The sequence below is a fragment of the Terrihabitans soli genome (assembly GCF_014191545.1).
Lineage (GTDB): Bacteria > Pseudomonadota > Alphaproteobacteria > Rhizobiales > Methylopilaceae > Flaviflagellibacter > Flaviflagellibacter soli.
In genome coordinates this window covers 483,164-495,915 of the sequence record NZ_AP023361.1, presented here as the reverse complement: position 1 = coordinate 495,915, position 12,752 = coordinate 483,164, and the positions used below count along the sequence as shown (strand labels likewise).

Here is a 12,752-nt window from a genome sequence, read left to right as displayed (position 1 = left end):
ATCAGGAGGCTTTTGCGACGAAAGGCGCCCTGAGCGCCAGCTTGAACGGCTCGCCCGGGCCGGGCTCCACAAAGATCGACAGCGAACGGACGGAAAAATCCTCGTCCTTCACGGCCTTGTCATAGGCCGCACTGAGCGCGGTCGAGGCATCCTGGCCGCGGTTTTCCGGCAAAGGGCCGGCCAAGGTCATGTGAAAGACGAAATCCTCGAACACGTAAGGATAGCCCCAGTTTTCGAGATGCTCGCGTTCCCGCGCGCTCAGGCCCTGCGGCTTGCGGCGGGCGCGGTCCTTGTCCGACAAGGGCGCGCGGAAGGCATCGAACTCGCGCACGCACAAACCCGCGAGCGCCTGCAGGCGCGGATCAGGCGTCTTTTCCTGCAGCGTGACGTAATCGCCGTACAGCACCGGCTCGAGCGCCGGGGCGGAGAAGGCGATCTGCCGTCCGGCAAAAGCGCGGAACGCCGCGAACAAATCCTGTTCCGTCTTGCCCGGCGCAAGTTCGAACGGCGCTTTCAGCGTCGCGTGAAATCCGTAGCGGCGCGGCGATGCGGTAAAGCTCTGCCAGTCGTCGGGCAAAAATCCGTCCGGCACGATCTGCGGCACCGTCTGGCCGCTCTCCGGATCTGCGCCGAGCACAGACGAGCCGAACCGCCAGAGAAGGCTGGCGCGCTCGGGCGCATAATAGATCGCGTAGCGCGCCATGATCAGAAAACCCGCATGCCGCGCACCGTCACCGCGCGCACGATCGGCGTTCCATTGGATATGCGGAATCGCACGAAGTCGGCGCGCAATCCCTTTTTCAGACGGCCGCGATCGGCAAGGCCGAGCATGTCCGCCGCGCGCCAGGTGACGAGGCCGAAGGCTTCGTGCAGCGGCATGATGCCGGCGCCGAGTTTGTTCGCGGCCTGCAACAGGCTTGCAGGCACGTAATCGGACGACAGCACGTCGAGCAGCCCGGCCTGGGCGAGTTCAATCATCGACACGCCGCCCGAATGCGAGCCGCCGCGCACGACATTGGGCGCACCGCCGACCGTCTTCATGCCGGCTTTGTGCGCGGCTTCGGCGGCTTCGACCGTCGTCGGAAATTCCGAGATCGTGCATCCGGCCTTCACCGCATCGTCGACATGCTCGATGGTCGTGTCGTCATGGCTTGCAATCGCAATGCCGCGTTCTTTGCAGAACTCCACCGCTTTGAGGAAATTGTCAGCGACGATCGGCGCGCTGCGCTCCATATCGGCGGCGATCATCTCTTCGATCTCGGCGTCGGTACGTCCCTCGCCTTTGATGAACTGGCGATAGTGATTGAGATCGCGCCATTGCCGCTGGCCGGGCGTGTGATCCATGAGGCTCGCAAGCGAGGCCGAGCGTGTGCCCGGATGACGCTCGAGATAGGACATCATTTTCGGATCGGTCGTCTCGCAGCGCAGATGCACGCGATGCTCGGCGCGGAAGAGTTTGTGCTGATTGCCTTCCTCGACCGCAGCCAGCATGGAGCCGAGAATCTTCGGCCGGTAATCCTTCTCATCGTCGAAGCCGCCGATGCACATCGCGTCGTAGACCGTCGTGATGCCCGAAGCGATGATCTGCGCATCATGCGCCAGCGCGCCGGCCAGCGAATTCGGCCAGATGACGCCGGGCCGCGGCACGAGATGGCGCTCGAGATTGTCGGTGTGGCACTCGATAAGGCCGGGCACGACAAAATCGCCTTCGGCATCTTCGGCGCCGCGCACCTGGCTTGCGCCCGGCTGCACATCGGCAATGCCGTTCTGGTCATAGGTCAGCGTGCCGGAGACGATGCCGTCTTCGGTCACAAGCTGCGCATTGGTCAAAGTGATTGTCATATTGCGCCAAAAAATCTTGGGGGGTCTTAGCAGAGAGACTTACAGGCCCAAAGCGCCGCCATCGGCGCGCCTGTCATGTACGCCTTCGATCTTTCCGTCCGGATGACGCACGATCAGCCCGGCATGGCCGGTCTCGCTGGAATAGGGCTTGTCCAGCACTTCGACCTCATGGCCAAGCTTGCCAAGCTTTTCGATCACCGCGCCGTCGAAACGCGGCTCGATCTTCAGCGTCGTGTCATTGGCGCCCCAGCTTTTGCCGAGCCGCCAGCGCGGCAGGTCCACAGCCTCTTCGACGGTCTTGCCCATCAGATAGCGCACAAAGACGGCGGCTTGTGTCTGCGGCTGGCCATCGCCGCCCATTGAACCATAGGAGATCACGCGCCCATCCTTCATGACGGCAATGGGCGGATTCAGTGTGTGGAAAGGCAGCCGCCCCGGCTGCAGCGGATTTGACGACCGCTCGTCGAGCGAAAAGCCGCAGCCGCGGTTCTGCCAGATGATGCCCGTCTTCGGCAGGACGCAGCCCGAGCCCCACTCCCAATACAGACTCTGAATATAGGAGACGGCGCGGCCCTCGCGGTCGATGGCACCCATCCACACGGTGTCGCCTTCGCCCGGCGGCGCCGGCCAGGGCAGTGCGCGGTCCTTCTTTACCTTGGCGGCCTCGGCCATCAGCCATTCAGGGGTCAGATACTCTTTCGGATCGCTTTCCATGAAAGCCGGATCGGTAATTGCCCGGTCGCGGACGAGGAAAGCGCGCTTCGTCGCTTCGACAAGGCCGTGGACGAATTCGACGCTTTCCGGCCGGCCCAGATCAAGCTTTTCGGCGATGCCGAGAATGAGAAGCGAAGCGAGCCCCTGTGTCGGCGGCGGCGAATTCCAGACGGTCGCGGATTTCAAAGAGAGCTTCAGCGGCTCGCGCAGCCGCGCCTCGTAACGCTGAAGATCCTCGCGAGTGACCGGCGATCTGATGGCTTCGAGATCGGCTGCGATCTCGCGGCCGATATCGCCGCGGTAGAAATCGTCGAGCCCGGCATGGGCGAGCTGCTCGAAGGTTGCCGCGATCTTCTCCTGCCGCAGCACCTCGCCTTCGCCGTAAAGCTTCCCCTCTTTCAGGTACTGGCCGGCAAAGCCCGGTGCCTTGAAAAGCTCGGCCTGAAGCTTGGGCTGATTCTGGCCTTGCCCCGTCGAGACCTTGAAGCCCTCGCGGGCATGGCGGATGGCGTCGGAGAACAGGACGTCGAGCGGCAGGCGGCCGCGGCCCGCCTCGCGCGCCAGCTTCCAGCCCGCGGTAACGCCGGCAACGGTCGCGGCTCCGAGCGGCCCACGCGCCGGAACGGCGTCGAGACCGAGCTTCCGGTAGGCGGCAAGGCTCGCCCCGCTCCCGGCGGGACCGCAGGCCTCGATATAGCCGACCCGCCCGTTAGGCTCCCGAATCAGAAAAAAGCCGTCTCCGCCAAGGCCCGACATATGCGGATAGGTGACGGCGATGGTCGCGCCCATGGCGATGGCCGCCTCGATGGCGGTGCCGCCCTCCTCGAGGATCGCCCGGCCCGTTTCGGCGGCAAGGCTGTGCGGGGCGGCGACGACGCCCTTATCGGAGTGTGCGTTAAGGCTCATGGGCCTGTCTTATAGCCGGGCTTTCCTCACGGCCCCAATCCCGCTAGGTTCCGCGCCGCAAAGGAAGACCCATGGCCCTGAACGGCAAAAACGCGCTCACCGTCCTCTCCGCGACCATCCTCGTCGGCGTCGAACTCCTCGTCGCGGGCGTTGCCGGCGGCTGGGCGCTGGCCGGCATGTTCGGCCTTGGCGAGATCGGCGCATGGGTTCTGGAGGCTGCGGGAGCCGTGCTCGCGCTCTACTTCGTGGCGCAATTCTGGCGCTCGGCGAACCGCGTCGAACCGATCGTGGAGTGACAGCGCAACACGCTGTCAACGATCTCTAAATAATCGCAAATTATATCTTGCACCGGCGGGACGTTTCACTTATCTCCCGCTTGCCCAATTTCGCACGTGCCTGTGGCTGCGTGCCGGTCTAGACGGAAGCCCCGTCTGGGCAGACCGGTAACCGGACTAAAAACCGGGTTTAAGTCGGCGCTCTGCCGGCGGACGCAGCTTAAAGCAACGACGTAGAGGGCTTTTTTAGTCGAAGACCGGTTGGTCCAAACCCGGTCTCTGCTGAAGAGGCAGACTACTTCCTTGCCGGGCGTGCGGACGGGAATTCCCTTCCAAACGTTGGCCGGACTCAAACCCGAAGCAGCTTGGCTGCCACGGAGAGATTCCAGCTATCGGCGCGACAAGAGCCGCCGGTTCATCTGAACCGGCAGTGTTGAAGACGATACGTCGGAGCGCTTCCACCGCGTTTCCGAAACGGGCGTCCTCAACGCAAGAGCCAACGCGTATTTACTGGGGGAATCCCGATGACCGAGCGCATTCTCAACTACATGGCCGCCCACCCTCACGAAGGGCCGCGCCTTGTTGTCGATCTCGACGTCGTCCGCGACAATTACCGTGCCTTCTCCAAGGCGCTGCCGGACACCCGCGTCTTCTACGCCGTCAAGGCGAACCCGGAGCCGAAAGTGCTGAAGCTCCTCGCCGATCTCGGCTCGTGCTTCGACACGGCCTCGGTTGTCGAGATCAAGCTTGCGCTCGACGCCGGCGCGACGCCCGACCGCATCTCCTTCGGCAACACGATCAAGAAGGAACGCGACATCGCGGCCGCGCGCGCGCTCGGCATCGACCTCTATGCGGTGGACTGCATCGAGGAAGTCGAAAAGATCGCCCGTGCCGCCCCCGGCGCGCGCGTCTTCGCCCGCATCCTGTGCGATGGCGCCGGCGCCGAATGGCCGCTGTCGCGCAAGTTCGGCTGCGTGCCGGAAATGGCCGTCGACGTGCTCGAGCATGCGCATCGCCTCGGCCTCACGGCTTACGGCGTTTCCTTCCATGTCGGTTCGCAGCAGCGCGATCCGAAAATGTGGAACGGCGCGCTGGCCTCGGCCGCGATGATCTTCCGCACGCTCGCCGAGCGCGGCATCACGCTGTCCATGGTCAATCTCGGCGGCGGCTTCCCGACCCGTTATCTGAAGAAGATTCCGGGCGTCGAGAGCTATGGCACGGCGATCTTCAACGCGCTGCGCAAGCATTTCGGCAACCGCATTCCGGAAACGATCATCGAACCGGGCCGCGGCATGGTCGGCAATGCCGGCATCATCGAATCGGAAGTCGTTCTGATCTCGAAGAAGTCGAACGCGGCGGACGAGACCCGCTGGGTCTATCTCGACATCGGCAAGTTCGGCGGTCTCGCCGAGACGATGGACGAGGCGATCCGCTATCCGATCAAGACGCCGCGCGACGGCGCGGAACTGGCGCCGTGCGTGCTCGCAGGCCCGACCTGCGACTCGGCCGATGTGATGTACGAGAAGGACCCCTATTTCCTTCCCGTCTCGCTCGAAATCGGCGACCGCGTGCTGATCGAGGCCACGGGTGCGTACACGACGACGTACTCGTCATGCGCCTTTAACGGCTTCCCGCCGCTGCACACGGTGTGCATCTGATCTCGTTCCGCCCGGCACCGCCGGGCGGGTGTTCCAAAATACCCGGACGGCTCGAAAGAGTGCGAGGGCTGCGCCCAGAGAGGGCCCGGCCATGATCGAAGTACGCAGCGAATTTCTTTCCGATATCGACGCCCGCGAGGACCTCCTCGACGCGGCGATGGGAGAGGCGCGTTTCAAGAAGACCTCGGCGCGCCTGCGCGAGAACCGCCTGCCGGCGGACGGCCTCGCTTTGATCGCCGAGGAAGACGGCGATGTGGTCGGCACGGTGCGCCTGTGGAATGTCTCGGCCGGCGGCCGCGATGCGCTTCTGCTCGGCCCGCTCGCTGTTGCGCCGGACCGTCAGTCCGCAGGCATCGGCGGCCGTCTGATGCGTGCCGCCATCGCTCGCGCCGAAGAGCTCGGCCATGGCGCGATCCTTCTTGTCGGCGATGCGCCCTACTACGCGCGCTTCGGCTTCTCGACGGATGCGACCGCGAAACTGCGCATGCCAGGGCCTTATGAGCGTTCGCGCTTTCTTGCGCGCGAACTCGTGCCCGGCGCGCTTTCCGGCGCGAGCGGCGTGCTGAAGGCGACCGGCGCGCTGGTTCAGGTTCCGGCTGCTGCCGAGGCTCTGCCGCTCCGCGTTGCGGCCTGACGCTTTAAAAGACGAGTTGGAGAAGCCCGGTCATGTGCGGCGGAACGCCGTGACGTGCATCGGGCTTCTCACTTTGAAGCCGAGCTTTTCGTACAGCGCGATGGCCCGCGCATTGTCCGAGAAGGTGTGCAGGAAAGGCCGATCGCCTGCCGCATAGATCTTCCCGCACATGAATTCCATCATCAGCCGTCCGAGCCCCTGCCCGCGCACATCCGGATGCGTGCAGACACCCGAGACTTCGTGAAGGCCGGGATGGCGGAAGCGCACGCCCGCCATCGCGATGAGCCGCCCCTTTTCCTTCACGCCATAAAACGTGCCCAGCGCCTGGGCTCTGTGGGTGAAAGGGCCGGGCTTTGTGAGATCGGCCAGCGCGAACATCTCCGCCGCATCGTCCTCGGTCAGCGGCCGAATGCGCGGATCGTCGATCTCCGGCATCAACCGGTCCGCGATCATCTGCGTTACCGGCGCATCGAAACTCGCGGTCAGTTCGCGCGGCAAAGCTACGGGAAGATGCGCGGCCTGAACAATGAAACATGTGTCGCCGGGCTGGGTGAGCTGCGCCAGAGCGGCATAGCTTTCGGGCTCATCGTCACCCACCGACGCAAAGGGAATGACCGAGACCGGATAGCGCCGCGCCAGACCATTGCTCTCGGCAAAATCGGCATGGCTTGAGCCGAGCGCCGTCCAGACCGGGCGGTCGAGAATATGGCTCATCGCGCGCCTGCCTTTTTCGGAGGACGCGCGATGCGGCGCGCCAGCGGCTTTTCCGAAAGCCCGTCCTCGATGGCGGCCAGCTGTTCGAGCAGCGGCCCGTCGAGCGAAGCGCAGAGATCGGCCACCGCGCGCTCGATCTGCGGCCACACATCTTTCTTGGCGGTATCGACGAGCTTCTGGCCCTTCTCGGTCAGGCTGACGATCTTGCGCCGCTGGTCCGCATCCGAAGACGCCACGCGCATAAAGCCGAGCCTGGCGATAAGGCCGACGCTTTTCGTCGTCGCGGGCTGCGTGACGCCGACCGCTTCGGAAAGTTCGCCGATCGTCAGCGGGCCGAGACGGTCGATAGCGGCCAAAAAAGGATACTGGCTCGGCACAAAGCCGACATTCAGCTCATCGAGCAATTCCTGGGTCCCCGCCTGCAGCCGCTCGCCGATGCGCTTCATGCGCGTGCCGAGCGTCAGAAAGCCGAAGCTGCGGACAATGTCTTCCGGCACAGCGGTCTCCCTACGTATCACCAGTTATATAACTGGTGATACAATTTGGCAAGACGGTTGTTTTGAATCCGTCACCGGAACCGGCGCAGAGATAATGCCTTGATTTATGGGTGCCTGCCCGGCTCTATGCGCGGCAGTCGTTTTGGCCTGGGATGTATGAGGAAAGACATGGCGGATTGGCCGATCTACGGAGAAATTACCGGACCCATCGTGATGATCGGCTTCGGCTCGATCGGGCGCGGCACGCTGCCGATGATCGAACGCCATTTCAAATACGACAAATCCCGCATGTCGGTGATCGATCCGTCCGATCATAACAAGCACATCCTCGATGCGCATGGTCTCGACCTCATCCAGAAGCACGTCACCAAAGAGAACTACCGCGAGCTTCTGACGCCGCTTCTGACCAAAGGCAAAGGCCAGGGCTTCTGCGTCAACCTTTCGGTCGATACCGGCTCCGTCGACATCATGGAGCTCTGCCGCGAACTCGGCTGCCTTTACATCGACACCGTGAACGAGCCTTGGCTCGGCTTCTACTTCGACAAGAAGAAAGGCCCGTCCGAGCGCTCGAACTATGCGCTGCGCGAAATCACTCTCGCCGCGAAGAAGAAAAATCCCGGCGGGCCGACCGCCGTCTCCTGCTGCGGCGCCAACCCCGGCATGGTGTCTTTCTTCGTCAAACAAGCGGCGCTGAACATTGCCCGCGACATGAACCTCAACGTTCCCGATCCGGAAACGCGCGAGGAATGGGCGGCGCTGCTCAGGCAGATCGGCGTCAAGGGCGTGCATATCGCCGAACGCGATACGCAGCGCACCGTCGATCCGAAGCCGCCGAACGTCTTCCTCAACACCTGGTCGGTAGAAGGCTTTATCTCCGAAGGGCTGCAGCCTTCCGAACTCGGCTGGGGCACGCATGAAAAATGGAAGCCTGCGAATGCTGAGACGCATCCCGCCGCAAATGCGCCGGCGATCTATCTGATGCAGCCGGGCGCCGCGACCAAGGTCCGTACCTGGTGCCCGACGCTTGGCGCGCAATACGGCTTCCTCGTCACGCACAATGAGTCGATTTCGATCTCGGATTATTTCACCGTCCATGAGGACGGGCGCGCCGTCTATCGGCCGACCTGCCACTACGCTTATCACCCGGCGGACGATGCGATACTGTCCTGGCACGAGCTGTTCGGCGCGGCGGGCAAGCATCAGGACAAGCTGCACGTCCTCGACGAAGACGAGCTTGTCGACGGCATCGACGAGCTCGGCGTTCTTCTGTACGGACACGGCAAGGGCGCCTACTGGTATGGCTCGCAGCTGTCTCTGGAAGAGACGCGCCGCCTCGCGCCCTATCAGAACGCGACAGGACTTCAGGTGACCTCGGCCATTCTCGCCGGAATGGTCTGGGCTCTGGAAAATCCGAACGAAGGCATTGTCGAAGCCGAGGAAATGGACTTCAAGCGCTGCCTTGAAATCCAGTTTCCCTATCTCGGCCCGGTGAACGGCTATTACACCGACTGGACGCCACTCGAGAACCGGCCCGGCCTCTTCCCGGAAGACATCGACGAGAGCGATCCCTGGCAGTTCAAGAACTTCTTCGTCGGCTGATCAATCGCTCGTGACGATACCGTACCGCTTCAGCTCGCGTGAGCTGAAGATCGTGTTTTCGTCATAGGGCGTTGCGAGCGCGATTTCGACGACATCGGGGCTGACGCCCATCTGCCGCGCATAGCGGATCAGATGTCCGATGATCGCCGCGCTGTGCTTTTCACTGAAGGTGGGGCGGCCCTGAGGATCGCTGCCGTCCTCGGCGAAGATCACCTGATGGACACCGAGTTGTCCGCCGCGATGCACCTTGCGCTCCGTGCCGCCGAACAGTGCAAAGGCGCAGGCCGAAAAGCAGTCGCCGCCCGGAGCAACAGCAACCGAGCTCCGGGTTTTGCGGAAAGCCAGACCGAGATTGAGCCCGCCCGGAAGATCGCCGCCGCGTGAATGCAAAAGGACGGGAAGCGCGCCGGTCTTGCGCCGCACCGACCGGAACGCGCCTGCGGTCGTAAAGGCAATCTCGCCTTCGCCGAGGAGCACTTTGGTACAGGCTTTCGGGCAGCCGATCTCGCTCACGCGAAAGTGCATCGGCTCGGCCGTGGCGGCGGAGACGAAAAGCAGCACGGCAAAAGCAGAGAGAACGGGCTTTAAGTGCATTATATTCCTTTGGCGCGCGGAACCTGCACCGATCGCCTGTCTCCGTCCAGCCCCGCAATGCCAGCGGATTTGGCCAAAATCTTGGAGATGATGTAGAGGATTTCGTACCTTGCGGCGGGCGAGAACCTTCCGGCGGGTGTAAGCTTCGGTTCAGTCCCCGTTCATGCGGTAGTCTGCACATTCGGACGGTGAGAGGTCTTAGTTCTTTGAGCAATCCGGATATGCCCCTCGAAGGCCGCCGCGTCCTTCTCGTGGAAGACGAGACGCTCGTCTCCATGCTGATGGAAGACATCCTGATGGATTTCGGCTGCATTCTTGTCGGTACCGCCGCGCGTCTCGAGGATGCGCTGGCGCGCGCCAGAGAGGCCGCGATCGATATTGCGCTGCTCGACGTCAATCTGGCCGGCAAGCGCTCTTTCCCGGTCGCCGATATTCTCGCCGAGCGCGGTATCCCGTTCCTGTTCGTGTCGGGCTATGGCGAGCAGGCGCTTGAAGCGCCGCATCAGAACCGGCCGGTGATCCAGAAGCCGTTCAGCCCGGAATCGATCGGCGAAGCCATTCAGAACGTCCTGAACGGCTAGGCTTTTACCCAATCCTCTTTGCGCAAACGTGTCAGGATCTCATCCTTCCACGATCCGTCGGCTGCGCATTGGCGCCGGCGCGGTTCCTCGCCGGTGAGTGTATAGCCAAACCGCTTCTGCAAATCCCAGGACGGCTCATTGCCGGCAAAATAGCCGTTGCGAAGTTCGCGCAGATTCAACGCGTCGAAGGCAAAGCGGATGCGCTCGCCGAAAGCTTCGCGTCCATAGCCGCGGCGATGATAGGCGGCGTTGATCCAGATGCCGCCGCCGGCGCAGCCCTGCTCCCGATCGATATTGTTGAGGCTGACGCCGCCGATGACCGCGCCATCTGTTTTAAGCTCGATCGCAAATTCGTAATGACGCGGATCTTCACCGGCCGAAAGCTGCCGGCAATGCTCGATCCATTTGAGGCCGTCCGATTCGAGATAGGGATGCCGGACAAAGGCCAGCCATTGCGCGACCCTGATGTCGTTCAGGCCCTCAACAAGCGGGGCGAGATCATCAAGCCGCCAAGGGCGAAGGATGAGCGATGCGGTTTCCAGTGCGGTTTCCACACGCACGGCGCTAGACCTTGGGCAGTGGCAGAACGCCCGCAGATCCCTCTTCGCTGCCGAAGGACAGCATCGATCCGTCACCGCTCCAGGCGAGCGCCGTCACCGGACCGCCTTCGCCGGCCGAGCGGGCCTGCAGAATGCTTTCATCGTCCATACGGATGAACCAGATGCAGCCGTCTTTGTAGCCGACGGCGAGCACGGGAGCTTTCGGATGAAAGGCAACACGCTCGACGCGCGAGGGACGGATGCCGAGTTCGAGCGGCGGTTTGCCCATCGGGCCGTCGCGCGTCATGAACGGCCAGACAATGGCGGCATCGGCGCCTGAGCTCGCCAGCCATTTGCCGTCATGCGACCACGACATCGAACGCACCTTCGACGGATAGCCGGACATGCGCATATTGCCGTTATCGGCGAGGCGCCAGCCGTGCATCTCGTTTTCCTGCATGGTGGACACAACGAAACGCCCGTCCGCGGATGCCGTGACGTCGAGATGCGAGCCCTTCCACGCCACTTCTTTCGGCGTGCCCTGCGTGCGCGGGAACCAGAGCGTGACGCCATTATAGCGGGCGATGTAGAGCTGAAAGCCTTTCGGCGCAAAGCACAGGCCGCGCCCGCTCGACGGCAGATCGAGCGTAAAAAGTGCGCCCTTGCCGTCGCGGACATGCGCTTTCTTGCCGGCCGACCAGGCAACTGCGCCATCGGGACCGACCGCCACAGCATCGATCCAGGCGCCCGACGGCGCCTTGCCGATTTCCTCGATCTTGCCGGTGGAGTTGATGCGCATGACGCGACCGTCATCGCCGCCGGTGACGAGGTGTTTGCCGTCCGCAACCGCCACAAGAATGGACGCGCCGTCATGGGCGTTGAGACGCGAGGTCGTCTCGCCATTGGCGAGAATGACCGTGCCGTCGCCAAGCGCAAACACCGCCGTCGTGTCGAGAAAGGCGGTCGCGGTCACATGCGAGCCGGCAAGTACCGGGCGCATGTAATCGGCGAGCGAGGTATCGGTGGAACCGGGAGAAGACATTCTGGGGGTTTAGCGTGCGGAGGAGGCGGCGTCACCTCCTCCGTTCAGCCGGGCCTGTCAGGCCGCGGTCGCCTCAAACCCGGCCTGCAATTTGGCCTTGTCGAGATCCTTGCCGATAAAAACGAGCTTGGAATCGCGCTTTTCGCCCGGCTTCCATTCGCGCTGCAGATCGCCGTCGAGGATCATGTGCACGCCCTGAAAGACATAGCGGCGCGGCTCATCCTTGAACGACAGGATGCCTTTCCAGCGCAGGAAATTCTGGCCGTCCGACTGCGCGAGATCCTGCACCCAGGGAATGAATTTCTCCGGATCGACATCGCCGGACACGGTGAGCGCGACCGACTGCATATGCTCGTCGTGATAATGCTTCAGGCCGCCCCCGCCATGGGCATGCAAATGGCCATGATCGTGATCATGGTCGTGATGATCGTGACCGCATCCGCAGTCCGGTCCATGCTCGTGGTGATCGTGCCCATGGTCATGACCGTGATGATCATGCCCGTCGCCGGTTTCAAGGAAGGCCGGTTCGAGCTCGAGAATGCGCTCGAGATCGAACGCGCCGCGGTCGAGCACTTCGCTCAGCGGCACCTGGCTTTTCACCGTGCGGATGACGCGTGCATACGGATTGATGCCGCGAATGCGCGCTTCGACCTCTTCGACCTCGGCAGGCGTCACAAGATCGGTCTTGTTGAGCAGGATGACATCGGCAAAGGCAATCTGGTTTTTTGCTTCCGGCGCATCCTTCAGACGGTCGGTCAGCCATTTGGCGTCGGCGACGGTGACCACCGCATCGAGGCGCGCATTGTCCTGCACTTCCTCATCGACGAAGAAGGTCTGCGCGACGGGCGCCGGATCGGCGAGACCTGTGGTTTCGACAATGATCGCATCGAACTTGCCCTTGCGCTTCATCAGCCCTTCGATGATGCGGATGAGATCGCCGCGCACCGTGCAGCAGATGCAGCCATTGTTCATCTCGAACACTTCTTCGTCCGCGCCGACGACGAGTTCGTTGTCGATGCCGATCTCGCCGAATTCGTTGACGATGACGGCGTAGCGCTTGCCGTGCTGCTCCGAGAGGATGCGGTTGAGAAGCGTGGTCTTGCCCGCGCCGAGATAGCCGGTGAGCACGGTAACAGGAATTTTGTCAGACATTTGAA

14 protein-coding genes are annotated in these 12,752 nt (G+C 62.9%); 5 read left to right on the top strand and 9 right to left on the bottom strand.

The window, feature by feature from the left end:
• Nucleotide 1: 1 nt before the first annotated feature.
• Genes IZ6_RS02580 through IZ6_RS02570 form a run of 3 tightly spaced genes read right to left on the bottom strand, consistent with a single transcriptional unit; the run spans nucleotide 2 to nucleotide 3,462 of the window.
• Nucleotides 2-703 (bottom strand): DUF1045 domain-containing protein, encoded by a 702-nt coding sequence (locus IZ6_RS02580; RefSeq protein WP_222876460.1) that lies wholly within the window; start codon nucleotides 701-703, stop codon nucleotides 2-4.
• 2 nt (nucleotides 704-705) lie between these two features.
• On the bottom strand, nucleotides 706-1,842 hold the full coding sequence (locus IZ6_RS02575) for an alpha-D-ribose 1-methylphosphonate 5-triphosphate diphosphatase (protein WP_222876459.1): 1,137 nt from the start codon (nucleotides 1,840-1,842) through the stop codon (nucleotides 706-708).
• Nucleotides 1,843-1,881: 39 nt separating this feature from the next.
• Nucleotides 1,882-3,462 (bottom strand): gamma-glutamyltransferase family protein, encoded by a 1,581-nt coding sequence (locus IZ6_RS02570; RefSeq protein ID WP_222876458.1) that lies wholly within the window; start codon nucleotides 3,460-3,462, stop codon nucleotides 1,882-1,884.
• A gap of 71 nt (nucleotides 3,463-3,533) precedes the next feature.
• Here IZ6_RS02570 and IZ6_RS02565 point away from each other — a divergent pair, with 71 nt between their 5' ends.
• From IZ6_RS02565 to IZ6_RS02555, 3 genes are all read left to right on the top strand, one after another.
• On the top strand, nucleotides 3,534-3,758 hold the full coding sequence (locus IZ6_RS02565; protein ID WP_222876457.1) for a hypothetical protein: 225 nt from the start codon (nucleotides 3,534-3,536) through the stop codon (nucleotides 3,756-3,758).
• A 503-nt stretch (nucleotides 3,759-4,261) separates the two neighbouring features.
• A complete protein-coding gene (locus IZ6_RS02560) occupies nucleotides 4,262-5,395 on the top strand; it encodes a type III PLP-dependent enzyme (RefSeq protein ID WP_275943666.1) in 1,134 nt (377 codons plus the stop codon).
• Between the two features lie 91 nt (nucleotides 5,396-5,486).
• Complete coding sequence (locus IZ6_RS02555; protein WP_222876456.1) at nucleotides 5,487-6,029, top strand: GNAT family N-acetyltransferase; 543 nt, start codon at nucleotides 5,487-5,489, stop codon at nucleotides 6,027-6,029.
• Between the two features lie 30 nt (nucleotides 6,030-6,059).
• Here IZ6_RS02555 and IZ6_RS02550 read toward each other — a convergent pair whose 3' ends face one another.
• On the bottom strand, nucleotides 6,060-6,743 hold the full coding sequence (locus IZ6_RS02550) for a GNAT family N-acetyltransferase (RefSeq protein WP_222876455.1): 684 nt from the start codon (nucleotides 6,741-6,743) through the stop codon (nucleotides 6,060-6,062).
• Nucleotides 6,740-7,240 (bottom strand): MarR family winged helix-turn-helix transcriptional regulator, encoded by a 501-nt coding sequence (locus tag IZ6_RS02545; RefSeq protein WP_222876454.1) that lies wholly within the window; start codon nucleotides 7,238-7,240, stop codon nucleotides 6,740-6,742. Before IZ6_RS02545 ends, IZ6_RS02550 begins: the two co-directional genes overlap by 4 nt.
• A gap of 168 nt (nucleotides 7,241-7,408) precedes the next feature.
• On the opposite strand from IZ6_RS02545, the gene IZ6_RS02540 reads away from it, so the two are divergent.
• Nucleotides 7,409-8,839, top strand: a complete 1,431-nt coding sequence (locus IZ6_RS02540) for a homospermidine synthase (protein ID WP_222876453.1) — start codon at nucleotides 7,409-7,411, stop codon at nucleotides 8,837-8,839.
• On the opposite strand, the gene IZ6_RS02535 is transcribed toward IZ6_RS02540, so the two are convergent.
• A complete protein-coding gene (locus tag IZ6_RS02535) occupies nucleotides 8,840-9,433 on the bottom strand; it encodes a COG3904 family protein (RefSeq protein ID WP_222876452.1) in 594 nt (197 codons plus the stop codon). It abuts the gene before it with no gap.
• Between the two features lie 221 nt (nucleotides 9,434-9,654).
• Between IZ6_RS02535 and IZ6_RS02530 the strand changes: the two genes are divergently transcribed.
• On the top strand, nucleotides 9,655-10,014 hold the full coding sequence (locus tag IZ6_RS02530) for a response regulator (protein WP_222876451.1): 360 nt from the start codon (nucleotides 9,655-9,657) through the stop codon (nucleotides 10,012-10,014).
• Here the strand turns inward: IZ6_RS02530 and IZ6_RS02525 are convergent.
• Genes IZ6_RS02525 through IZ6_RS02515 form a run of 3 tightly spaced genes read right to left on the bottom strand, consistent with a single transcriptional unit; the run spans nucleotide 10,011 to nucleotide 12,747 of the window.
• Nucleotides 10,011-10,574 carry a GNAT family N-acetyltransferase gene (locus IZ6_RS02525; RefSeq protein ID WP_222876450.1) on the bottom strand — a complete coding sequence of 188 codons (564 nt, stop codon included), beginning with the start codon at nucleotides 10,572-10,574 and terminating at the stop codon, nucleotides 10,011-10,013. The two genes, IZ6_RS02530 and IZ6_RS02525, sit on opposite strands and share 4 nt — an antisense overlap.
• Before the next feature lie 4 nt (nucleotides 10,575-10,578).
• Nucleotides 10,579-11,595: a WD40 repeat domain-containing protein gene (locus IZ6_RS02520; protein ID WP_222876449.1), complete on the bottom strand. Its 1,017-nt coding sequence runs from the start codon at nucleotides 11,593-11,595 to the stop codon at nucleotides 10,579-10,581.
• A 57-nt stretch (nucleotides 11,596-11,652) separates the two neighbouring features.
• Nucleotides 11,653-12,747, bottom strand: a complete 1,095-nt coding sequence (locus tag IZ6_RS02515; RefSeq protein ID WP_222876448.1) for a CobW family GTP-binding protein — start codon at nucleotides 12,745-12,747, stop codon at nucleotides 11,653-11,655.
• Nucleotides 12,748-12,752 lie beyond the last annotated feature (5 nt).

Coding starts and splice junctions, on each gene's coding strand:
- IZ6_RS02580 (WP_222876460.1), bottom strand. CDS start 703: ATGGCGCGCTACGCGATCTATTATGCGCCCGAGCGCGCCAGCCTTCTC.
- IZ6_RS02575 (WP_222876459.1), bottom strand. CDS start 1,842: ATGACAATCACTTTGACCAATGCGCAGCTTGTGACCGAAGACGGCATC.
- IZ6_RS02570 (WP_222876458.1), bottom strand. CDS start 3,462: ATGAGCCTTAACGCACACTCCGATAAGGGCGTCGTCGCCGCCCCGCAC.
- IZ6_RS02565 (WP_222876457.1), top strand. CDS start 3,534: ATGGCCCTGAACGGCAAAAACGCGCTCACCGTCCTCTCCGCGACCATC.
- IZ6_RS02560 (WP_275943666.1), top strand. CDS start 4,262: ATGACCGAGCGCATTCTCAACTACATGGCCGCCCACCCTCACGAAGGG.
- IZ6_RS02555 (WP_222876456.1), top strand. CDS start 5,487: ATGATCGAAGTACGCAGCGAATTTCTTTCCGATATCGACGCCCGCGAG.
- IZ6_RS02550 (WP_222876455.1), bottom strand. CDS start 6,743: ATGAGCCATATTCTCGACCGCCCGGTCTGGACGGCGCTCGGCTCAAGC.
- IZ6_RS02540 (WP_222876453.1), top strand. CDS start 7,409: ATGGCGGATTGGCCGATCTACGGAGAAATTACCGGACCCATCGTGATG.
- IZ6_RS02535 (WP_222876452.1), bottom strand. CDS start 9,433: ATGCACTTAAAGCCCGTTCTCTCTGCTTTTGCCGTGCTGCTTTTCGTC.
- IZ6_RS02530 (WP_222876451.1), top strand. CDS start 9,655: ATGCCCCTCGAAGGCCGCCGCGTCCTTCTCGTGGAAGACGAGACGCTC.
- IZ6_RS02520 (WP_222876449.1), bottom strand. CDS start 11,595: ATGTCTTCTCCCGGTTCCACCGATACCTCGCTCGCCGATTACATGCGC.
- IZ6_RS02515 (WP_222876448.1), bottom strand. CDS start 12,747: ATGTCTGACAAAATTCCTGTTACCGTGCTCACCGGCTATCTCGGCGCG.